This window comes from Lentzea sp. NPDC058436 (genome assembly GCF_042721515.1).
GTDB lineage: Bacteria > Actinomycetota > Actinomycetes > Mycobacteriales > Pseudonocardiaceae > Lentzea.
This window is the reverse complement of record NZ_JBHXLF010000016.1, coordinates 106,275-127,294: the sequence shown is the minus strand read 5'-3', so window position 1 is coordinate 127,294 and position 21,020 is coordinate 106,275. Positions and strand designations below refer to the sequence as shown.

21 protein-coding genes and 1 tRNA gene are annotated in these 21,020 nt (G+C 68.2%); 9 read left to right on the top strand and 13 right to left on the bottom strand.

The annotated features are described in order from the left end of the window. Window positions 1-2: 2 nt before the first annotated feature. From ACFWN2_RS35770 to ACFWN2_RS35750, 5 genes are all read left to right on the top strand, one after another. Entirely contained in the window at window positions 3-713 is a 711-nt protein-coding gene (locus ACFWN2_RS35770) for a Crp/Fnr family transcriptional regulator (protein WP_382435013.1), read from the top strand. A gap of 32 nt (window positions 714-745) precedes the next feature. Then, complete coding sequence (locus ACFWN2_RS35765) at window positions 746-1,477, top strand: hypothetical protein (RefSeq protein WP_382435012.1); 732 nt, start codon at window positions 746-748, stop codon at window positions 1,475-1,477. Next, entirely contained in the window at window positions 1,461-3,473 is a 2,013-nt protein-coding gene (locus tag ACFWN2_RS35760) for a hypothetical protein (protein WP_382435011.1), read from the top strand. Before ACFWN2_RS35765 ends, ACFWN2_RS35760 begins: the two co-directional genes overlap by 17 nt. 65 nt (window positions 3,474-3,538) lie before the next feature. Further along, entirely contained in the window at window positions 3,539-4,840 is a 1,302-nt protein-coding gene (locus ACFWN2_RS35755; RefSeq protein ID WP_382435010.1) for a hypothetical protein, read from the top strand. After that, a complete protein-coding gene (locus tag ACFWN2_RS35750; protein ID WP_382435009.1) occupies window positions 4,830-6,170 on the top strand; it encodes a DUF4407 domain-containing protein in 1,341 nt (446 codons plus the stop codon). Before ACFWN2_RS35755 ends, ACFWN2_RS35750 begins: the two co-directional genes overlap by 11 nt. A gap of 57 nt (window positions 6,171-6,227) precedes the next feature. Here the strand turns inward: ACFWN2_RS35750 and ACFWN2_RS35745 are convergent, their stop codons facing one another. The 3 genes from ACFWN2_RS35745 to ACFWN2_RS35735 form a co-directional block, all read right to left on the bottom strand. Beyond that, window positions 6,228-8,162: a PIG-L family deacetylase gene (locus ACFWN2_RS35745; RefSeq protein ID WP_382435008.1), complete on the bottom strand. Its 1,935-nt coding sequence runs from the start codon at window positions 8,160-8,162 to the stop codon at window positions 6,228-6,230. A gap of 216 nt (window positions 8,163-8,378) precedes the next feature. Then, window positions 8,379-8,450, bottom strand: a tRNA-Arg gene (locus ACFWN2_RS35740). Window positions 8,451-8,661: 211 nt separating this feature from the next. Then, window positions 8,662-9,234 (bottom strand): dihydrofolate reductase family protein, encoded by a 573-nt coding sequence (locus ACFWN2_RS35735; RefSeq protein WP_382435007.1) that lies wholly within the window; start codon window positions 9,232-9,234, stop codon window positions 8,662-8,664. Window positions 9,235-9,301: 67 nt separating this feature from the next. On the opposite strand from ACFWN2_RS35735, the gene ACFWN2_RS35730 reads away from it, so the two are divergent. Further along, window positions 9,302-9,871: a TetR/AcrR family transcriptional regulator gene (locus ACFWN2_RS35730; RefSeq protein WP_382435006.1), complete on the top strand. Its 570-nt coding sequence runs from the start codon at window positions 9,302-9,304 to the stop codon at window positions 9,869-9,871. On the opposite strand, the gene ACFWN2_RS35725 is transcribed toward ACFWN2_RS35730, so the two are convergent. Genes ACFWN2_RS35725 through ACFWN2_RS35715 form a run of 3 tightly spaced genes read right to left on the bottom strand, consistent with a single transcriptional unit; the run spans window position 9,861 to window position 11,933 of the window. Beyond that, window positions 9,861-10,154 (bottom strand): DUF3017 domain-containing protein, encoded by a 294-nt coding sequence (locus ACFWN2_RS35725; protein WP_191298395.1) that lies wholly within the window; start codon window positions 10,152-10,154, stop codon window positions 9,861-9,863. The genes ACFWN2_RS35730 and ACFWN2_RS35725 overlap by 11 nt on opposite strands. 13 nt (window positions 10,155-10,167) lie before the next feature. Continuing rightward, complete coding sequence (locus ACFWN2_RS35720; protein ID WP_382435005.1) at window positions 10,168-11,016, bottom strand: bifunctional methylenetetrahydrofolate dehydrogenase/methenyltetrahydrofolate cyclohydrolase; 849 nt, start codon at window positions 11,014-11,016, stop codon at window positions 10,168-10,170. Then, entirely contained in the window at window positions 11,013-11,933 is a 921-nt protein-coding gene (locus tag ACFWN2_RS35715; RefSeq protein ID WP_382435004.1) for a DMT family transporter, read from the bottom strand. The genes ACFWN2_RS35720 and ACFWN2_RS35715 overlap by 4 nt, the downstream gene beginning before the upstream one ends. A gap of 138 nt (window positions 11,934-12,071) precedes the next feature. Between ACFWN2_RS35715 and ACFWN2_RS35710 the strand changes: the two genes are divergently transcribed. Next, window positions 12,072-14,744, top strand: coding sequence for a glycohydrolase toxin TNT-related protein (locus ACFWN2_RS35710; protein WP_382435003.1), 2,673 nt, complete (start codon window positions 12,072-12,074; stop codon window positions 14,742-14,744). On the opposite strand, the gene ACFWN2_RS35705 is transcribed toward ACFWN2_RS35710, so the two are convergent. Beyond that, window positions 14,730-15,329: a pentapeptide repeat-containing protein gene (locus ACFWN2_RS35705; RefSeq protein ID WP_382435032.1), complete on the bottom strand. Its 600-nt coding sequence runs from the start codon at window positions 15,327-15,329 to the stop codon at window positions 14,730-14,732. The two genes, ACFWN2_RS35710 and ACFWN2_RS35705, sit on opposite strands and share 15 nt — an antisense overlap. A 92-nt stretch (window positions 15,330-15,421) precedes the next feature. Here ACFWN2_RS35705 and ACFWN2_RS35700 point away from each other — a divergent pair, with 92 nt between their 5' ends. Together ACFWN2_RS35700 and ACFWN2_RS35695 are read left to right on the top strand one after the other, a co-directional pair. Continuing rightward, window positions 15,422-16,402: a malate dehydrogenase gene (locus ACFWN2_RS35700; protein ID WP_189154450.1), complete on the top strand. Its 981-nt coding sequence runs from the start codon at window positions 15,422-15,424 to the stop codon at window positions 16,400-16,402. A 20-nt stretch (window positions 16,403-16,422) separates the two neighbouring features. Beyond that, on the top strand, window positions 16,423-17,235 hold the full coding sequence (locus tag ACFWN2_RS35695; protein ID WP_382435002.1) for an inositol monophosphatase family protein: 813 nt from the start codon (window positions 16,423-16,425) through the stop codon (window positions 17,233-17,235). On the opposite strand, the gene ACFWN2_RS35690 is transcribed toward ACFWN2_RS35695, so the two are convergent. The 6 genes from ACFWN2_RS35690 to ACFWN2_RS35665 form a co-directional block, all read right to left on the bottom strand. Continuing rightward, on the bottom strand, window positions 17,232-17,423 hold the full coding sequence (locus tag ACFWN2_RS35690; RefSeq protein ID WP_382435001.1) for a DUF1918 domain-containing protein: 192 nt from the start codon (window positions 17,421-17,423) through the stop codon (window positions 17,232-17,234). The two genes, ACFWN2_RS35695 and ACFWN2_RS35690, sit on opposite strands and share 4 nt — an antisense overlap. 95 nt (window positions 17,424-17,518) lie before the next feature. Further along, window positions 17,519-17,866, bottom strand: a complete 348-nt coding sequence (locus ACFWN2_RS35685) for a hypothetical protein (RefSeq protein WP_089914991.1) — start codon at window positions 17,864-17,866, stop codon at window positions 17,519-17,521. Window positions 17,867-17,909: 43 nt separating this feature from the next. Next, a complete protein-coding gene (locus ACFWN2_RS35680) occupies window positions 17,910-18,881 on the bottom strand; it encodes an ATP-binding cassette domain-containing protein (protein ID WP_382435000.1) in 972 nt (323 codons plus the stop codon). After that, window positions 18,878-19,675, bottom strand: coding sequence for an ABC transporter permease (locus ACFWN2_RS35675; RefSeq protein WP_382434999.1), 798 nt, complete (start codon window positions 19,673-19,675; stop codon window positions 18,878-18,880). Before ACFWN2_RS35675 ends, ACFWN2_RS35680 begins: the two co-directional genes overlap by 4 nt. Next, the gene (locus ACFWN2_RS35670; protein ID WP_382434998.1) at window positions 19,668-20,378 is read right to left on the bottom strand and encodes an ABC transporter permease; all 711 of its coding nucleotides are present in this window, start codon (window positions 20,376-20,378) and stop codon (window positions 19,668-19,670) included. The genes ACFWN2_RS35675 and ACFWN2_RS35670 overlap by 8 nt, the downstream gene beginning before the upstream one ends. Window positions 20,379-20,489: 111 nt before the next feature. Further along, a complete protein-coding gene (locus ACFWN2_RS35665) occupies window positions 20,490-21,002 on the bottom strand; it encodes a hypothetical protein (protein WP_382434996.1) in 513 nt (170 codons plus the stop codon). Between the last annotated feature and the right edge of the window lie 18 nt (window positions 21,003-21,020).

The following is a 21,020-nucleotide window of genomic DNA, read 5'->3' as shown; positions in this document are numbered from 1 at the left end:
TCATGCGTGACGGAGGAAACTTCGCCACTCGTTTGCCCGTACGGGAGTTGGCCGAACTGGTCGGCCGAGGGAGGCCGGTTGAATACCGACCTGGTGACCACCTCATGCGGCAGGGGGATGAGGGCGACTGCGTGATCATCGTCCGCTCTGGCGTCGTCAAGGTCCTGAGCAACGACCACGCGGGCGGTACCCGGTTGCTCGCCGTTCGCGGACCCGGCGAGTTGTTGGGTGAGATCGCGTGTGTTGATGGCGGAGTGCGGTCGGCTTCCGTGCTCGCCCAGGAAAAGGTATCGGGCGTGAAGATCGCGCGCAGCAGGTTCCTCGAATACCTCGACGAACATCCCATAGCCGCGCGCGAGGTCACCAGGCAGGTCACACTTCGACTTCGCGCCGCAGAGAGCCACACAGCAGCCATGACCTCGGAGTGTGTCGACACCCGTGTGCTGCAGGCGTTGACGGACATGATCGTGTTCTTCGTCGAGGGATCCTCGCGGACGCTCGTTCAGGTTCCGCTGCGACAGTGCGAACTCGCGCAGCTCGCCACGGCGTCGCTCGTCGCGACGCATCGATCGCTGAGGCGCTTGCGCGACCGGAATCTCGTCACCACGCGGTACGGCCGCGTGCAGGTCCCTTGCCCCGGTTGCCTGAATCGTGCGATCCGTTCGAAATCCATCACAGGATGTGGTGGCTCGGCGGAGTGCGTCTCAGGGTGACCACCACACCAGCGCAGCACCTGAGGAGTCCTGTGACCTCGCTTGCCCTTTCCAAGACGGTGATCAGCTCGGACGTGGTCGGTTCGTCCGGCGAGCGACACCGTCAGTCCCATCTCGACTCGGTCCACGACACCATGTTCGACCTGGCCCTTTCTGCGGCGAACGCAGCTGGACACCCGTTGGCCTCCGCCTTCCGGCGAGTGGACGGGGACAGCGCGACGATGGTGATCGGCGCAGAAGTCTCCCGGTCCTGGATCCTCGCCGACTTCGTCCTGCGCGAGATCGCCATCGCGCTGGCAGAGGTGAACCGCGCGGCCGCCGAGAAGTACCGGCTGAGGCTGCGGATGGCGGTCGACTTCGGCGAGGTCGTCGTCAACCCGCCGCACGTCCAGGGGGACGCGGTGGTGGGAGCGGCGCGTCTGCGGGACGCGCGCCCGTTGCGCGACGCCATGTCCGGCTCACCGGACGCCCGGCTCGGTGTGATCATCTCCGACCGCTTCTACCGCGAGGTGGTCGTCCACGGCGAACGCGGTCTCGATGTCGGTGACTTCCAAGCGGTCGAGGTGAAGGTCAAGACCTTCGCGGAACGCGGCTGGGTGGTTCTGCCCGGTGCCGCGACAAGACCCCTGCCCTCCACGCCGACTCCGGTCGTGAAGTCCACTTCGGATGGTCAGGCGATTCACGCTGAGGTGTTCAACAAGTTCGAGGACCGGGTGTTCGCGCCTCACGGAGTGTTCGGAGTGGTGCGTGACGGCCGAGGCTGAGAACGACGACAAGCCGCGCGACGGTGGTCCGGCCCGCGAGAACGACTTGCCGGCGGGAACCATCAGGGTTGATGCGCTGAACGTGTTCAACGACATCGTTCACGCGGCGAACGGCACGTTCGGCTCGACGGAGTCCGGCGGACGGGGCAGGCGCCTCGGCCCCGACACGGGCAAGCTCGATCTGCTGGAGATCCGCCGGGAGCTCGAGCACTACGTGGCGCCCCCATGTCAGGCGAGGGCTGAGGCGGCGCTGGCCAATGACCAGGTCGTGGTCATCAGCGGGCCGCGTGGCTCCGGTAAGCGGGCGGCCGCGTTGTCGATGCTCCTCGCTCGTACCGAAGGACCCTTGTTCGCGCTCTCGCCCGTCATCACGCCCAAGGAGCTCGCTGCGAGGACGTACGAACCTCGTCACGGCTACGTCGTGATCGACCAGGTCGACACCGCGAAAGAAGCGGACACGGACTTCGCGTGGACGGCTGCCCGGGAAGCCGTGCGGGAGGCAGGTGCGTTTCTCGTGATCACTCGCACCGCCTCCGCGGCTGACGCCTCAGGTGCGGTGAAACACGTCTTCTGGGAACGAGTCCGCGTTGAGACGGTGCTGCGCGCGCACCTCGGTGAGGACGCTGACGTCGTGAAGGAACTCGTGACGGTGCTTCCCGACGACTGCCCCATGGACGACCTGGCCGATGTGGCGGCACGGGTCGCGGCAGGCGAGCCGGTGCAGGAAGCGTTGCGGCACTTGGACATCATGGCGGCACAGAGCGCGCGCGAGTGGTTCGACCAGCCCCGAACCCGCAAGGAGATCGTGGAGATCGCGGCGCTTGCGTTCGGCACGGGGATGACCGAGCGCGAGTTCGAGTCGCGCCTGGCGGCTCTGGAGACACAGCTGGAGAAGCAGCTTCCGCTGCCGGAACAGGAGCCTGTGGAGGGCGGCACCGAACCCGTGCTCGACCAGTCCCGCGCCCGGCGGCTCGGCAACGACAGCCTGATGAAGACCGAGAGGCTGATTCGCGAGCAGACAGCGATCCGCGTCCTGACCTTCAAGGACGCCGGTTGCCGGGTTCGTGTGCTCGCCGAGCTCAGCAAGAGGATGCCGGCTCCGTTCTGGGACGCGGTCAAGGTCTGGATACACGACATCGTCGCGGGCGGGGCGGACTTCGAGGTCGCGCGCGGTCTGGCACTGCTGGCCACGACTGACGCGGCTGAGGTCGAGGAGTCCTACCTCGAACCGTGGTCGCGCGATGAGTTGAGCGAGGAAGGCCGCGACACCGCAGCGATCGTGTTGTGGTTGATGTGCTTCGACGAGGACACGGCACCTGTCGCGTTGCGCATCGTCCGGGGCTGGACGATTTTCAGTTCTCGATCGCAGCGCCTCACCGCCGCGATCGCGCTCAGCGGGGAGCTGGCGGCGAAGTTCCCGATCGAAGCGGTGCGCAGGGTCTGGAAGCTGCTGGAACGAAGCCCTGATTCCGAGTCGGAGGCGTACGTGCGGGCGTTCGCGGTGCTGTTCGCGACGCTCGTCCACGAGCCTGGTCACGGTGCGGTCGCGCTAGGGCTGCTCGTCCGTGTGCTCGACGACTTCGAGGTCAGGCCACCTCAGCTGCGCAGCCGTGAGCTGGTGACCAAGGTGATCCTCGCGGTGCTCGCCGTTCGAGGAGGACCGCGATACCGGCTGGCGATCCAGGACTTCATCCACAACCGGCCGGATCGACTCGACCTGGTCGCCCGACTCTGGGCTGCGGTGCTGGTCAGCCGGCCGCACCGCCGTGAGGCAGTGCACGCGTTGCTGAGAGCCGTGGATCTGCTCTCGCCCGAAGAGGCGAAAGCCCTCGGCGTGGCGCTGGCGAATGCGGTGCCCGCCACGGAACTGGTGCCGTTGCGCGAGTCCCTGGACGTCGTACGCCAGCGGCAGAAGTACAGCGATCAGGGCGCACTGATCGACGTGTTGCTCGAAACGTTGCAGAACCGAAGGAACACCGAGGGGCCGACATCATGACCCGTCCTTATCCCATCGTGACGCACTGGCCACTGACCCCATCGCCGAAGCGGGGGCCGCTCGGGATGGGCAGAAAGTTCCGCGAGCCGGATGAACTGCCGAAGCCCGCGGCGCACGAGATGCTCGTGTTCCGCGTCGACGGTGAGTACGTGCCGGACTACGGCAGGCTCGGCCCGCGCGACGAACAGGTCGTCCGTGCATCGCACGTCAGCCTCGTCGACATGAGCCGCGACGCTCCGGTGCTGGTCGCCGTCAGCATCCAGAGCGGCGAAGCGAGCGCTTTCACCGTGCACGTCACGTTCACCTGCACGGTGAACGATCCCGTGGTCGCGGTGCGGGACGGCGTCAACGCCGCCGTCGTGCTGCACAGCTACCTGACCAGCCACCAGCGCCTGTTCGAACTCGGTCTGGCGCGCAAGTTCTCGGACATCAACGAGGTCATCCGGGACGTCTCAGCGCAGGTCCGCGCTTACTTCGAAGTCCGGCCGATCACCGTGCCGGGCATGACGATCGGGCTCGCGGGCGTCGAGGTGCTGACGCCGCAGGAGCTCGTCGAGTTCGAGAAGACCGTGCGTGACAAGGAACGCGAGCACGTGCTGGCGCTCAAGCAGCAGGCTCAAGCACACCGCCTCGTCTACGAGTCCGAGCGTGACGACCAGACGCTGGGCGAGGTCCGCAGGCGCCACCGCAACGAGACCGAGCTCGACCAGCGCGGTCACGACCGGACCGTGCAGGTGGGCGACCAGCGTCATCGGCACGACCTGGAGGCGGTCGACCGCCGGCACGCCCACCTGATCGAGGCAGCGGACGACCAGCACGAACTGAGGTCAGCGGGCGCGCGCAGGCAGTTCGAGCGCGACCAGTTCGAGCGCGATCTGGAACTGGTGGACGGAGACACCCGCAAGGCGCTGCTGTACGCCCTGGCGAGCGGGAAGCTCGACCAGCGGGAGCTCGTCAGCGAACTCCGGAACGAGGCCGATCGGGAAAGCGCGCTGGCGGACAGCCGGCAAGCGCGTGACCGCGAGTACGAGCTCATGAAGAGGGAACGGGATCTCGACCACCAGCGACTCCAGCTGGAGTCGGATCGGTACGACCAGGACGCGGCGCGCGCCGAGCGGTTGCGCCGCTACACCGCTGAGCGTGAGGACGAACGGCGGCGCTTCGACGCGAACGTCCAGCTCGTGCAGAACCTCGCCGCACGTGGGCATCTGGACACCCTGAACCTTCCGATCGAGAAGATCGTCGCGGACGTGCTCGACATGACCCCGCCGGCGTTGGAACCGGAGATCGTCGCGGAGGAACGGCAGAAGGAGCTCGTGGACGAGCGAAGTGTGGCTGACGAGCTGAGGGAAGAGAATGCCGACTGAAGCCCTGCCGAAGGACCTCACCGAGATCCCGGTCAGCCCGTACCGGCCCGCGTTTCCCGACCTGGGCTTCGGCCGCAGGCTCCGCTCCGTCATCGGGATCAAGGAGGACGTGCTCGACTGGGCGCCGGAGGAACGCCCGCGTTACACCAAGATGGGCATGATCGTGCTGACCACGGGCGCGCTCAGCGGGTTGTCCATCCTGGTCGTGCTCACCCAGCTGCTAGGCGGCGACGCGTGGTGGAGAGTGCTCGCCGTGGCCCCGGTGGCGGTGTTCTGGGCACTCATGATCATCAACCTGGACAGCTGGCTGATCGCCAGCATGCACGGCGCGAGCGGCGCACGTTTCATCGTCTTCCTGCCCCGCCTGGTGATCTCGGTGCTGCTCGGGCTCACCATTGCCGAACCTCTGGTGGTCTGGGTCTTCCACCCGGCGATCGAGAAACAGGTCGAGGACAGCCGTGCCGACGAGATCGCGCGCTATGCGGGCACCTGGAAGGCGTGCAATCCGTCGGACGGCAAGGTTGTCGACACCCCTGAATGCGGCGACTTCCACCTCAACCTCGCGAGTTCCCTCAGCGCAGTCCGCGGTGAGTACGACGGCCTTGTCGTGAAGCGGGATGAACTCAAGAAGGAGGTCGACGAGTACCTGCGGAGGTGGAACGAGCTCGAGACCATCGCGCAGGCCGAGTGCAAGGGGGTCGCGGGAGCGCTGACAACGGGCGTCCCGGGGGAGGGACCCGAGTGCACCCGCAACCGCAACAGTGCTGACCAGTACCGCAAGGACACGCGGCTCGACCAGCGGCAGGTGGAGCTCGGAGGGCTCGACACCCAGATCGTCGGCCTCAAGGCCAAGTTGCAGTCGACCGAGGCGTCCTACGGTTCTGCGGTCACCCAGGCGATCGACAAGAAGGTCGAAGAGCGGAAGGCGAACCGAGTCAAGACCGGCATCCTCGAAGAGTTCGAGGCACTCGGCGAACTCTCGGACGAGAGCCTCCCCGTGACCCTTGGCCACTGGGCGCTCCGGTTGCTGCTGGTGCTCTTCGACTGCCTTCCGGTGCTGGCCAAGTGGATGAACGGGTCGACCACCTACGACCAGTTGATCGCCAGGCAGATCGAGGCGGACAAGCGGTTGCACAGCGGCCACGTCAACCTGTTCGAGCGGCGCGATTCAGCGATCATGGACGTGCGGCTGGAGAGGATCAACCGCGAGCGGCACAGCCGGATGCAGCGACTCGACGTCGCTGATCGCCAAGCCAGAGCTCAGCGCGAAAGTGAGCTGGACGAGGAGATCGAACGCTTGGCCGCGCGTCTGCGCGGTGACCCGAGCTGAGCCGGGAACGGCCGGTGCCGTCGGATCGGTACCGGCCGTTCCCGTCTTGCAACGCGGCTAGCTCCCGCAGAGCTGCCAGGCGCCGAACGCGCCCGTCGGCCCAACAGCGGTCTGCTTGCGCTCGTACAACTTCGCGTCCCCACCGACCACAAGCACCCGCACGAACCCAGAGGCGTCACGCACGGCGGCAGGCCCAACCTCCGCATACCCGCCAAGGTCCTCCCACGGCGCGAACGTGTTGCCGGACGTCTGACGCGCCACGCTGATCCCATAGCCGTCGTTGCGCGCGAAGGCCAGCACACGCGCAGAAGAGCCGCCGCCGGACGTCACCGCGGACACCGGTCCGAGACCGCCCTGACCGCCGAGGTGGGCGAGGGCGCCGAACGTGCCGTTGCTCGACCCCTCGGCGACCGTGCCGACGGCGCCGTCGGTGTGTTCGCGGACGAGCACGCGCACCTTGTTGCCGTCCATCGCGACGCCGGGTGCGTGCGTGCACTCCACGGAACCGATGGACTTGTACGTGAGCGACCCGCCGAGGTTCTGCTGCCAGTGGTTGATCTGGCCGTTGGCGTCGCCGAACAGGTGCAGCCGGCCGGTCGTCGAGGTGAACGCGACAGGTGGCGACACGATCATGGCGGTGTTGCCGGACAACGAGATCCAGCCGCTGAACGAGCCGTTGCCGTTCTGCCAGGCGTTGCTCATGCCGTTGTTCTTGTTGATGGCGAACACTTCCAGGACGCCGTCGCCGCTCAGCACGAGGCCCGGCGTGCCGAACGCTGGTGTGGCGCCGTCGGGGTTGCCGACGTTGGTCCACGTGCCGAAGCCGCCGCCCGGTGAGGACTGGCCGGAGACGAGGATCGAGCCGGTGTCGAGGTCCAGCACGGCGACGTGCACGAGGCCGGATCCGTTGAGAGCCACGGCGACGCCCGGTGCGAACGTGCCGCCGCGCAGCATCACCGGGCCGGTCCAGGCGCCGCCGACGGCCTGGTGCCACCACATGATCGAGTCGCCGGCGGCGATGAACGCGTGGAGCTTGCCCGTTCCGTCGGTGATCGCCCACGGCGCGGACACCGGCCAGCGGTGGTAGTTGTGGAACACGTGCTCGTCGAACGCGGGGCCGGTGACCGGGTCGTGGTCGGCGTAGGCCTGGTAGGCCGCGCTCTTCGGGCCCAGGAGGGCGGGCGGCACGTTCCTCGGTGACGCGGCGATGTTGTAGCAGCGGTAGCGCGTGAACAGCACGAACCCGCTCGCGGTCGTGCCCTCGTAGGTCTTCACGGCCTTCGTGGCGAACTTGGCCGTCTGGACGTGGTCGGTGTGCTCGGCGCCCTCGTTCGGGAAGGCGAGGTTCGGCAGCGGGTCCTGGATGCGGATCACCGTCGGCTGGTACTCGTCGAGCAACGCGACCAGCACGTTGTGCAGGTCGGCCTGGTTGTACCACTGCGCGACCTGGACCGGGCCGCCCGTGGGGATGATCGTCGGCGAGGCGTAGAACGGGTCGTTCCACAGCTTTTCGAGCGCCTTGTTGTAGCTCGGGTTGACGCTGCCGCCGTCGGGCAGGTTGAGGTAGATCAACTGGACGTTCGGCGCGCCGACGAGGGTGTCGACCTCGACGACCATCGTCGCGACCTCCTTGGTCGCGCGGGTCCAGTTGTTCGGCTTGCCGGCGAGCGTCGCGTACGCGGAGCGCTGGCCCTCCCGCACGCTCGCGGCCAGTTGCTCTGGGGTCAGCGGCGGGTTCGACCACCCGTCGTACTGGTCCGCGGTCAGCACGATCGTCCGCACCGGCAGTCCGGAGAGGATGGACGGCTGGATGTCCGGGTTGATGAACAGCAGGTCGTCGTCGGAGTGCGCGACGATGGTGACGAAGCTCCCGCCGGTCGGCAGGCTCTGCGCGCCCGCGGCGGCGAACGCGGTTCCGGTGGTGGGCAGGACGGTCGCGGCAGCGGCGGTGGCGCCGGCGATCAGGACTGTGCGTCTGCTGATGCAACTCATCGGGTGTCCCCCAGGTGTCCGGTTTCGGTGCAGATAAGCACAGGACGCACCGATTCGGGGCAGGTTGCCCACCCGGATCAGGCCAGTGGGTGACGGATGGACCCTCGTTCGGCCCATCCGTCGTGTCCACTTTTCTTTTGTCGGATGCCCGCGAGTCGAACGCGGTGTGTCCTCATCCCAAATGAGGCGGGTTGCCGTCTCCCTCGCATCCGCGAGTACCCCTGCCAGGAGTCGAACCTGAATCTCGGCGTTCGTAGCGCCGCACTCTCTCCATTGAGCTACAAGGGCAAGATAAATGCGCGACAAAAAAGAGAGCCGCCCTGGTCGGTCTCCCGACGGGCGGCTCCCCGAGTGGCCTCACATCACGCCACTACAAGGAGCTCACCTGCGCGAACGGTCGCGACGACGGTCGGCGCTGCGGCGTGCTGGTCATCGCGGTCCCCTTTCGGCTCGGTGTGTGGCACAAGTATTGCGGTGGGACGGGCACGCCGTCAATCATTTAAATTCGCGAGTAGGTCATGAAGGAAACTCCGCTCTCGAACAGTCGCGCGTCGGTGCGCTGGAGCTTCCTGATGTCGGCTTTCCCGTCGAACAACGGGATGCCTCGCCCGAACACCACCGGATGGATCTTCAGCAGCAGCGTGTCGATCTCGGGCAGCAGTTGGGCGGCCAGTTTGCCGCCGCCGCACAGCCAGATGTCGAGGCCGTCCTCCTGCTTCAGCGCCCGCACACGGCCGACGACGTCCTCGCGGATCACCTCGACGTCCTCGGGAGTGTCGGTGACCAGGGTCGAGACGACGAACTGCCGCAGGTGCGCGTACGGCGAGGCCAGTCCGCCGGGGACCTGGTAGGTGTGGCGGCCCATCAGCACGGTGTCGAAGTGCTGGTTCGGCGCGTCCGCCAGCCCGAACGGCTCGCGCATCTGGGTGGGCAGCGTCTCCGGGTAGTGCGCGTTGATGCCTGCCATGTGGTCGCCTTCGAAGACGAACCCGTCGAAGGTCCCGTCCTCGGCCGCGATGAACCCGTCGAGCGTGACGGCGACGTAGTAGACGAGCTTTCGCAAAACGATCATCCCCCTTGATGGTCTCTAACCACGACAACTGTAGTACTATGGCTGTAGTGGTTGTCAAGGAGGAAACGTGGTCCGGAACGAGGCACGGCGGACGGCTCTGCTGGACGCGGCGATCGACGTCCTGGCACTGGAGGGCGCGCGGGGGCTGACCTACCGCGCGATCGACGCGAAGGCGGAGGTGCCGGCGGGCACGGCGTCGAACTACTTCGCGAACCGCGACGAGCTGATGTCGGAGGTCATGACGCGCGTGCACGTGCGGCTCATGCCGTCCGACGAGTCCGTCGCCGAGTCGCTGTCGCTGCCGCGCGACAGGTCGCTGACGGTGAAGTTCATGCACGACATCATCAAGCGCGCGGACGCCGACAAGGCCTGCTACCTCGCCATGATGGAGCTGCGGCTGGAGGCCACGAGAAGGCCCGAGATCCGTGCGGCGCTCACGAGGACGATCGCCGACAACATCGAGGACAACGTCGCGTTCAACGAGGACTCGAAGCTGCCGGGCGACCGCATGACCGTCATCTCGCTGTACTTCGCGATGACGGGACTGATCTACGAACGGCTGACGCTGCCGGACGTGGTCGCGCCGATGGACCTCGACGAGCTCGTCGAGGTCCTGGTGAACCGCGCTATCGGCTGAGCGGGCCGCCGGTGATCGTCAGGGCGACGGCGATCACCACGACGCCCAGCGTCGAGTAGAGGAACGCGTCCATGCCGCGGCCGCGGATCTTGATCAGACCCGCCTGCTCGTCGGTCACGAGGATCCGCAGCACCGCCGCGACCAGCAACGACACGCCGAGCAGCACGGCGCCCTGCCGCCAGTGGTACTGGAAGATCCGCACCAGCCCGAGCGCGCCGACCCCGAGCACCAGCGCGAACGGCAGGTGCTTGCCGGGACCGGAACGCCAGCGCTGTTCGCCCATGAGCGCCTGCGCGTCAGACCGCTGCACTGGCGCGCTCGGCGGCTTCGACGGTGTTGGTCAGCAGCATCGCGACGGTCATCGGACCGGCGCCACCGGGGATCGGGGCGAGCCAGCCGGCGACCTCGCGGACCTCGGGGGCCACGTCGCCGACGAGGCCCGCCTCGGTGCGGGTGATGCCGACGTCGACCACGGCCGCGCCGGGCTTGACCATGTCCGCGGTGATCAGGCCGGGGCTGCCGGCGCCCGCGATCACGATGTCCGCGCGGCGCACCTCCGCGGCCAGGTCCTTCGTGCCGGTGTGGCACAGCGTCACGGTGGCGTTCTCGGAACGCCGGGTCAGCAGCAGGCCGATCGGGCGGCCCACGGTGACGCCGCGACCGATGACGGTGACGTTCGCGCCCGCGATCGGCACGTCGTAGCGGCGCAGCAGCTCCACGATGCCGCGCGGGGTCGCGGGCAGCGCGGCCTCCTCGCCGAGCACGAGCTTGCCGAGGTTGACCGGGTGCAGGCCGTCGCCGTCCTTGGCCGGGTCGATGCGCTCCAGGATCGCGTTGGCGTTGAGGTGCTTGGGCAGCGGCAGCTGGACGATGTACGCGGTGACCTCGGGGTTCGCGTTCAGCTCGTCGATGACGGCTTCGAGCTCCTCCTGCGTGATCGACTCGGGCAGGTCGCGCCGGATCGACTTGATGCCGACCTTCTCGCACGCGCGGTGCTTGCCCTTGACGTACGAGTGCGAGCCGGGGTCGTCGCCGACCAGCACGGTGGCCAGACCGACCGAGCCGGGCAGCGCGGCGACCCGCGCCTTGAGGTCCTCGAACAGCGCGTTCCGGGTTTCGTTGCCGTTGAGCAGCGTCGCAGTCACGACCTCATCCTCCCACTGGGCAGCGCGGCGACGCCCACCGACACCAGCGTCAGCGCCACGCCGATGATGGTCGGCAACGCCAGGTGGCCGCTCACCGCGTCGAGCAGAACGGCCCCGATGAGCTGGCCGCACACGCCGCACAGCCCGACCATCAACACGCCGATGAACCGCACGGACGTGATCGCACCGCCGACACCGACGATGCCCAGCAACCCGCCGAGGTACAGCCACCAGTCCGCGGGGAACGCGCCGGGCACCCCGCTCCACGTCACGGCGTTGACCAGCAGCAATGCCGCCGCGCCCACGCTGAAGTTCACCAGGATCGTCGCCACCGAGTTCGCCGCGGCCTCGCGCACCAGTCCGTTCACCGCCTGCTGCCAGCCCATCAGCAGCCCCGCGACCAGCGGAAGCACCGCGAGCCACAACGCGCCGGGCGACGTGAACTGGTTCGACACGGCGATCGTGACGGCGATAACACCGACGGCCGCTCCGACGACACGAGTCTTCGTAACCGGCTTCGGCTCGCCGGGCCCTACCCCGAGGTTGTCCATGACCATGCTGCTCACGACCTGCCCGATCACGACCGCGACCGTGAACACCGCCACACCGATCGTCGCGACCGCGAGGCCCTGCGAGCCGACGAGCACCGCGCCGCTGATGCCACCGACGCACTCCCACCACCGGATGCGCCGTTTCCGCAACGCGTCGCGCAGTCGCGTGAGGCCGTCCCGCCCGGACTGTCGCGACAGGACCACCGCGAGCAGCACGAACCACCCGCCGGCGAAGGAGATCAACGCGGCCAGCAGCCCGTTGCCGAGCGACTGCGCGAGCGAGCCGTTGACGCGCGCCTGCACCGCGATCGCCACCCCGCCCGCCGCCGCCAGCAGACCACCGGTCACCTGCGCGGACCGCGCCACATGTCCTCCACCCGCGACGAAAGTGTTCTTGATCAGCTTTAACCTTGCACGTCGCCCACGTTATGGTCGGGCCTGCCCCGATCGGCGCAGCGGCGGGGGACGTGTGCGATCCGGCGAGTTGCGGGGGAAGATGTTGGCGTGTCCGAGCCGAAGCCGTTGAACCCTACCGAGCAGGACGCTCTGGTTAAGCAGATCGGCCTGACTCTGATGCGGGCCGCACCAGAGGACTGGCGAAGTGTGATCGCCCAGTACCGAGCCACCGGCCGGTACTTCGAACTGGAGGCCGAGCTCCGGCTGCAGGACGGGAGCAAACGCGCCTGGCAGGCACCGCAGGAGGTGGCCTCGCTGTTCGCGCGGCTGCGTGCCGGCATGCACCGCGAGGGCCGTGGCAGCTGGACCAACGCCCGGTACCAGCTCGACCACCCGTCCAGCTACAACCTCGACTTCGACCGCGCCGAACCGAGCTGGCAGACGCCTCCTCCGCAGCAGGCGTACGTCGACGAGATGCGGTTCTTCCCGCGCGCCGAGGAGAACGTCCCCGACTGGCTGCGCCGCAGGCTGAGCCCGCCGACGCCGGCGTTCCGCACGGTCCGCGTGTTCGACGGCGCCGGACCGAACGGTCGTCCGTCGGTCAACCGGCCGCCGGTGCCGGAGCCCGAGGTCGCGCCGCTGCTCGCGTACCTGTCGAACGCGCCGGTCGCCGTGGCCGGGCGCGGCTTCGACAAGGACGTGCTGCACCCGGACGCGCCGCCGGTCGTGCCGTCGGGTTTCCAGACCGACGGTGTGTGGATCTGGCCCGCCGGGGTCGCGTACTACCTGCGCAAGTACGGCGTGCCGCCCGAGCCCGAACTGGTCGAACGCGCGCGTGCCGCCGGCTTCACCCTGCCGGAGATCTCCGAGGAGGCGAGGCTCGGCGCCGCCGCGAACCTGGGCGCTCCCGCCGCGCCTCCCGGCACCGTCGTGCCGGTGCCGGTCGAGCCCGAACCGGCTCCCAGGCCCAAGCCCGAACCCGCCGCCGAGGAGACGCAGTTCGTCGCGGCGCCGAAGTTCGAGGCCGAGCCGAAGCCCGAGGCCGCGAGCGAGCCGGAGGAGGAGTACGACTTCGAGCCGCTGTACCCCGAACCGCCGCGCGTGGCCGAGCAGCCGCAGGCCAAGCCGGAGCCCGACCTCGGCGAGACGCTCGCGGTGGCCGTGCCGCCGCTGGCCGGTGACGGCCCTCCCTACCGCGTGGTCTTCGACTCCGACGGCGTGCCGGACACGGTCGACGACAGGACCCTGCGCGACACGTACGGCGCGGGCATGGACCTCTTCGCGCCGCACCCGGCCGACCTCGAACCGGAACCGGTCGCCGAGGTCGCTCCCGAGCGCGTCCAGGAGAGCGTTCCGGAGCCCGTCGCCGACGAACCGAACGAAACGGCCCCCGAGGACGAACGTCTGGACGTGGACGTTCCCGAGGAACCCGAGATCCCCACGGCAGGGCCTGACGAGCCCGAGCTCCTCACGCACCACCGCGAAGCGGAGCTCACGGATCACATCGAGGCTGAGCCGGAGCTCCTCACGCACCACCGCGAGGCCGAGCTCACGGACCACCTCGACGCCGAGACCGAGGAACGTCCGCGCGACGTCATGCAGGACACGATGGCGTGGAGCCCGGTCCTCGACGAGCCGCTGGAGAGCCAGGCCGAGATCACCGAGGAGCACCCGGTCGTCCCGGTGGCCGAGGACGAGCCCGACCTCGCCGAGGAGGAGATCGAGTCCACGACGTCGTTCGAGACGACGAAGTTCGACGACGAGCTCGACACCCGCTTCGACTCCCAGCTCGACTCGCACTTCGAACCGGAGCCCGAGGCGCCGCCGGTCGTCGTCCCCGCGCCGACGAGGTCAGAGCAGACCACCCAGTTCGACGCGGCGCTGTTCAACGAGCCCGAACCGGAGCCGGAACCCGAGCCCGAACCGGAGCCGGAGCCCGAACCGGTCAAGCCGCCGCGGCAGGTCACGCAGGACGAGGACCGCGAACTGGCGGGCACCCGCCGTGCGCTGGACGACCTCAACGTGCCGCACGGCGTGTTCCGGATCGGTGGCGAACCCGCCGACCGCACCTGGACGCTGCGCCTCGAAGGCGACAGCTGGGAGGTGAGCTGGTTCGACCACGGCCCCAAGAACCCCGTGCGGTTCGACAAGGTCGAGGACGCGTCGGCGTACCTGATCGGCAGGCTCGTGCTGGGCAACTTCCGCACCATCCCGCCGCGCCCGCCGCAGCGGCCGATGACGAACGGCTTCCGCGAGGAGCCGCCGCGCCGTCCCGTGCCGCCGCAGCGCCCGCCGATGCCCCAGCAGGCCCCGCCCGCGCCGATGCCGCAGGCCGCGGCACCGACGCAGGTGCAGTCCGTGCCACCACCCGCACCGCAGCAGGCACCCTCACCGGTCGCCGCCGCCGTGTCGCAGGAGGAGCCGTCGAAGCGGAAGTTCCCGATCTCGCCGCTCGCGGGCGAGCCGCCGCTGACGTTGTTCCGCCACAAGCAGATGTTCGAGCTGCCGGCGGGCACCGAGGTCGACCGCTACGGCGACCAGACCGGCAACCTCGTCTACGTGGCGGGCACGCCGTTCCCGGAACGCAGCCTCGTGCCGTCGTGGATCAACCGCCCGTACCGCGTGTACCGGTTGCGCCGCCCGCTCGAGGTGCTGACCGGTGTGGCCGTGCCGTGGTTCGAGCAGCCGGGTGGCGGCACCGCCTACCTGCTGCCGAAGTCGGTCGAGGAGATGGTCGCGGACGGTGTCCTCGTGGAGATCACGGGATCAACCGACAACTAGTCCGTAAGCCGCGGCGAACGCGATCGCCGTGTCGATGTCGATCAGGGCTCCGGCGAGCTTCGCTTGCCGGAGCCCGTTCGCGTCCAGCTTCGCCCCGCGCAGGTCGGCGCCCTCCAGCTTCGCGTCGAGCAGCCGCGCGCCCATCAGGTCGGCCTGGCTCAGGTCGGTGTTGCGCAAGTCGGCCTCGCTGAGGTTCGTCTCGCGGAACCGCTGACCGCCGAGCTTCAGGTCGTACAGCGGTGCCCTCACGAACGACGCCAGCGTGAAGTCCACCTCGGTGAACGTGACGGGCCGCAGCACGCAGTCGACGAAGTTCGACCCCATGAGGCTGCACGAGTCGAACGCCGACCGGGTGAGCACGGTGCGGTCGAAGGTGCACTGCCGGAACGCCGTCGCCTGGTGCCGTGACTCGCCGAGGTCCGTCCGGGTGAAGTCGCACCGGGTGAACGTGCACCCCGCCGTGACGAGTTCGCGGAGATCGGCCTCGGTGAAGTCGCAGTCGGTGAAAGACCGCTTCTCCCAGTGCTGATTGGGCAGGTTGGCGTCCGAGTAGTCCTCGCCAACCTCTTCGAGCAGGTTGTCCACTCTCACACTCTCGCAGAGTGCACGTGTTGGTAACGTGCGGGACGCCGGGCGACCTGCCCGACGTCAACGAGGACCGTCATTCGGGAAGGCTCATGACCCGCACGCCCGTGAACGTCACTGTCACCGGTGCGGCCGGCCAGATCGGCTACGCACTGCTCTTCCGCATCGCTTCCGGCCACCTGCTCGGCCCGGACACCCCGGTCAACCTGCGGCTGCTGGAGATCACGCCCGCGCTGAAGGCCGCTGAGGGCACCGCGATGGAGCTCGACGACTGCGCCTTCCCGCTGCTCAAGGGAATCACGATCACCGACGACGCGAAGACCGCGTTCGACGGCGTGAACGTGGCCCTGCTCGTCGGCGCCCGCCCCCGCACCAAGGGCATGGAGCGCGGCGACCTGCTCGAGGCCAACGGCGGCATCTTCAAGCCGCAGGGCGAGGCGATCAACGCCGGCGCCGCTGACGACGTGAAGGTCCTCGTGGTCGGCAACCCGGCCAACACCAACGCCCTCATCGCCCAGCAGCACGCGCCGGACGTCCCGCGCGAGCGCTTCACCGCGATGACGCGCCTGGACCACAACCGCGCCCTGTCGCAGCTCGCCAAGAAGCTGGGCGTCGCGGTCACGGACATCCAGAACATGACGATCTGGGGCAACCACTCGGCCACCCAGTACCCGGACCTGTTCCACGCCAAGGTCGGCGACAAGACCGCCGCCGAGGCCGTGAACGACCAGGCGTGGCTGGAGAACGACTTCATCCCGACCGTCGCCAAGCGCGGCGCGGCGATCATCGAGGCCCGTGGCGCGTCTTCGGCCGCTTCGGCCGCCAACGCCGCCATCGACCACATCTACGACTGGGTCAACGGCACCGAGTGGACCTCGATGGCCATCCCGTCGGACGGTTCGTACGGCGTGCCCGAGGGCATCATCTCGTCGTTCCCCGTCCGCACCTCGGGTGGTTCGTACGAGATCATCCAGGGCCTGGAGATCGACGAGTTCTCCCGCGGCCGCATCGACGCCTCGGTCGCCGAGCTCGTCGAGGAGCGCGACGCCGTGAAGGGCCTCGGCCTGATCTGAGACGTGGCAGGGTGGGGAACGTGCTGATTCCTTGGGACGTTCCCCAGCCGCAGCTCTCCGACGACGTACATCCCGCGCTCGCCGACGCCGCCCGTGCGGCGTCGGCGGCGTACGGGCGTGCCCGATCTCTGCACACGCGCCTCGAACTCCGCGAAGAAGTCGCGGACGGCGCCGACGGAACACCGACGATGCGCGTCGACCGCATCGTCGAGGACGCGATCCTGGAGTCGATCCACCGCAATCGCGTGAACCTCCTCTCCGAGGAAGCCGGGTTCGTCGACAACGGCTCCTCGATCACCCTCGTCATCGACCCGGTCGACGGGTCCGCGAACGCCGCGTTCGGCGTGCCTCTCTCGTGCTTCGCCGGCGCGCTCGTGGAAGACGGCACGGCAAAAGAAGCGTTGACGACGTGGTTCGACACGGGCCGTGCGTGGCATGCGCGCACAGGGGTGCCGACGTCGTTCCGCACCACCGGACGCACGACGTTGAAGGGCGCGTCGGTGTGCCTGATGCGTCCGAAGAAGGGCACTCAGGACGCGTGGCTGCGCATCGCGAACAGCGCCGACCGCATCCGCGTGCTGTGCACGACCTGCCTGGAGACCATGCTGGTCGCGGAAGGCACCATCGACGCGTTCATCGATCCGGGCAGCGACACGCACCGGATCATGGACCTCGCGACGGCGCTGGTCACCGTCCCCGCGGCGGGCGGGGTGCTGGTCGACCTGCGCGGAAGGCCGTTCACGTTCGAACCCGACCTGACCCACCGGTGGTCGGGCGTGGCGGCAGCGACTCCCCAGCTCGCCGAGGAGTTGATCGCGACGGTGCTGGGCTAGACCGCGCCCCGCGACTCGACGACGCAGTCGGGTCCGGGGAACACCAGCCCTTCGTGCCCGTCGTTGAAGCGGACGAGGTACGGCGGATGTCCGTCGCTCCCGCGCACTTCGAGGATTTCGCCCAGGCGTTCCTCGAGTCCGATGGAACGGCTGTGGACGTGGAGCCTGTCACCCACTGTTGCTTGCATGGTGCTGCAACACCTCCGGTGTGCGGCCGAGGCCTGCGCGATGAACGCGCTAAAGCCTAGGCCGATACCGGAGGTGCGCAACAGGGCTCAAGTGCTCATCCACCGCAGGCGGCGGACACCTTCGCTACGAGATCGGCCTTCTGCTGCACCCAGTCAGCGGCGGAGCTGACGTTCTGCATGCCGTTGGCCGCTTCTTCGAGAGCCTTCTTCACCTGCTCGTCCGGCGCGGAGTTCGCGAGGGTCTCGAGCTCCTTCGCCTTGGCCTGGGTGTCCTCCAGCGCCTTCTGCGGGTCGCTCATGTCCGGCGAGAAGCCCACCAGCTGGACCGCGTCGGCGCACAGCTTCACCTTGTCCGCGGTGTCGCTGACACCCTGGAGCGTGTCGCAGGCCGTCAGGCTGCCCAACGCGATGGCGGCTGCTGCCAGCGTTCCGACTACGCGCATTCGCTCTCCTTGACCGAAGTGTCCGGTTTTCTTGACTACGACTCTACCGACGTGCGTCTTGATCGAGTTGCCGTTGGTAGAGCTTGCGGATGACGTCGTCGATTTCGGGCTCCACGACGGCGAGGTCGTGGACCTCCACCTGCCGCACCACCTGCGTGATCAACTGAGCCGCCGTCGTCTCCGCTCTCCTGAACGTGAGGTGGTGTCGCAATCCGTTCGCCTCGCTGCGCACCGCCGTTACTCCAGGGACGTCCGGCGCCGGTCCGGGTTCCCGCAGGTCGATGACGAGCTCGCGGTCCGGGGTGACCTCGGCGCGCAGCTCGTCCAGCGGGCCGTCGGCGAGCACCCGGCCGTGGTCGATCACCATCAGCCGCGGGCAGAGGCGTTCGATGTCGTCCAGGTCGTGCGTGGTGAGCAGGAGCGTGGTGCCGCGGCGGGTGTTGAGGTCCGCGAGGAACTCCCTGAGGCGTTCCTTCGACTCCAGGTCCAGGCCGATCGTCGGCTCGTCCAGCACCAGGAGCTCGGGGGCGTGCAGCAGGGCGGCCGTGATCTCGCCGCGCATTCGCTGCCCCAGCGAGAGCTGCCGCACCGGGGTCTGGAGCGTCTCCTGCAGGCCGAGCAGCTCCACGCACTCGTCGAGGCGCGTCCTGTAGTCCTGCGCCGACACCCGGTAGATCGACTTCAGCAGGTCGAAGCTGTCCTTGAGCGGCAGGTCCCACCAGAGCTGGCTGCGCTGGCCGAACACCACACCGATGCGCCTCGCGAGATCGCGCCGCTGCCTCGACGGGTCCACCCCGTTGACCGTGAGATGACCGCTGGTGGGCACCAGGATCCCGGTCAGCATCTTGATCGTCGTGGACTTGCCGGCGCCGTTCGGCCCGACGTACCCGACGGCCTCGCCCGCCTGCACGCCGAACGTGACGCCGTCGACCGCCGTGACGGTCTTGTAGTTGCGCCGCAGGCCTTTCGACGTGGCGACCTTGAACTCCCTGCGGAGCTCCCTGACCTCGATCATGATCCCGTTCCCCGGTAGTGCCTGACCGCGAACCGCCACACCAGCGCGGCGACCCCCGCCGCCAGTGCCGCGACGAGCGGTGATGTCCAGCCGACCCAGCCGGGAAGGCCGAGCGGATCCTCTTTCCCGAGCAGCGCGAGGCTCGGGTAGTACGCGACGAACGCCCCCGGCACGATGAACGCCATCAGCCAGCGCAACGGCCGTGAGTAGACGTTGATCGGGTACGACGTGAAGGCGTTGCTGCCGTAGGTGACCGCGTTGGCGAACTCGCGTCCCTCGACGATCCAGAAGCAGATCGAGCACGCCACCACCCAGACCGCGCTGTAGATGACAGCCCCCGCGACCGGCGTCAGAACCGTCAGCAGGACCTTCGCCGGCGACCAGTCGATCGGCACGTGCGCCAGCGCGTAGAACATGACCGCCAGCGCGCCGCTGATGCGCCCGACCCTCCTGAGCCTGATGTCGGAGCACATGATCTGCGGCAACGTCCTGAGCGGCCGCATCAGCAGCACGTCGAAGTTGCCCGTGCGGATGTAGGTCGGCAGGTGGTCGAGCTGCCCCGCGAACAGGTCCGCGACCCCGAACGCGGCCCCCGCGAACGCGTACATCAGCAGCACCTCGTTCTGCGAGAAGCCGCCGAGCGCGTTGATCTGGGTGAAGAGGATCAGGATGACGACCAGCTCGTAGCCCTGCGCGATGACCTGCGTGACGAAGTCGATCGCGAACGACGCGCGGTAGGACAACTGGCTGCGCAGGCGCGCCCCGATGAGCTTCGGGTAGATGAACTCAGCCACCCTGCAGCACCACCTTCCGCATGGCGCGCTGCAACGTGAAGTGGCCGATCCCCAGGATCACCACGGCCCAGAAAGCCTGCAGCAGCAGGAGCTTCCCCGGATCGCCGTGCCCGAGGAACACGTCGATCGGCGCCTGCAGGACGGCGGGGAACGGCGTCATCCAGAGCACGTCACGAGCCCATTCGGGGAAGAACGCGATGGGCACCGTCAGGCCGCACAGCAGACCCGACGAGACGTTCCAGAACCCGTACAGCCCCCGGTTGTCGAGCAGCCAGAACGAGCTGATGTCGATGAGGAACCGGAAGCCGAAGCTGATCACCAGCGCGAGCAGCGCGCTGATGCCGAACAGCGGCCACTGCTTCGCGGTGGCGGGGAACTGGAACGGGAACAGCAGCATGCCGAACACCATCGGCGGCACGAGCCGTGTCATCAGCGCGTAGCCACCCCGCCCGACGTCCTCCGCGAGAAGGGCGCCCTGCAGGTTCCACGGCCTGTAAAGGTCTACTACGACGTCACCGGATCGCACGCGCTCGGCGAGCTCGTTGGTTCCCCACAGCAGGACGAACCCGAGCAGCCCCTGCCCGATCCAGACGTACGTGTTGGTGGCAGCGATGTCGTAGTCCGCGATCTCCCCGTTCGCCGCCTTGAGAGCGGCGACGAGGATCGCGACCCGCAGCAGGCCGAAGACCACGTTCGTGGTCATTCCGGCCAGCATCGCTTGTCGGTAGGTCGAGTACCTTCGGAATCCAGCAATGATCAAATCGGCGTGAACACGCACGTCGATCTACATTAGTGACCGTCGCAAGTGGATTTCCTAGGAGATCGCGATCTTCTTCTCGCGATCAGGACCCGGTGTCTCCCAGGTGTTCGGCCTCGGTCGCTCACCGGGGTAGGTCGCGGTGTCGCCGAACCCCGCCGGGCAGTAGCCGAGTCCGGGGACGGGCTCCATGTTCCCGCCGGCGGAGAAGTGCGTCGCGCTGACCCAGCCCCAGTAGCCGTTGTCTCCCAAGGTGTAGCCGAACCAGTTGTTCACGATGTCGCCACCGCTGGTTCCGTACGTCAGCGTGATCCCGAACCTGCGCTGGCAGATGAACCAGCTGTTGCCCGCGTTGAGCACGCCCTGGACGTTGCCCACGGGCGTGATCGTGCCGCCGCCGAACATCGCCCACAGGTGGTTGCCACGCCAGATGTTGCAGGTGTAGGTCGTCCCGTAGCCGGCCTGACCGCCTGACTGGTAGCAGCTGCCGGCGGCCTGCGCGGCCGGTGCGCTGACGACCAGGGAACCCGCGACGGCGAGGCACGCGGCGAGCGCGCGGAGCTTCTTCATGATCCCCCCAGAGGATGT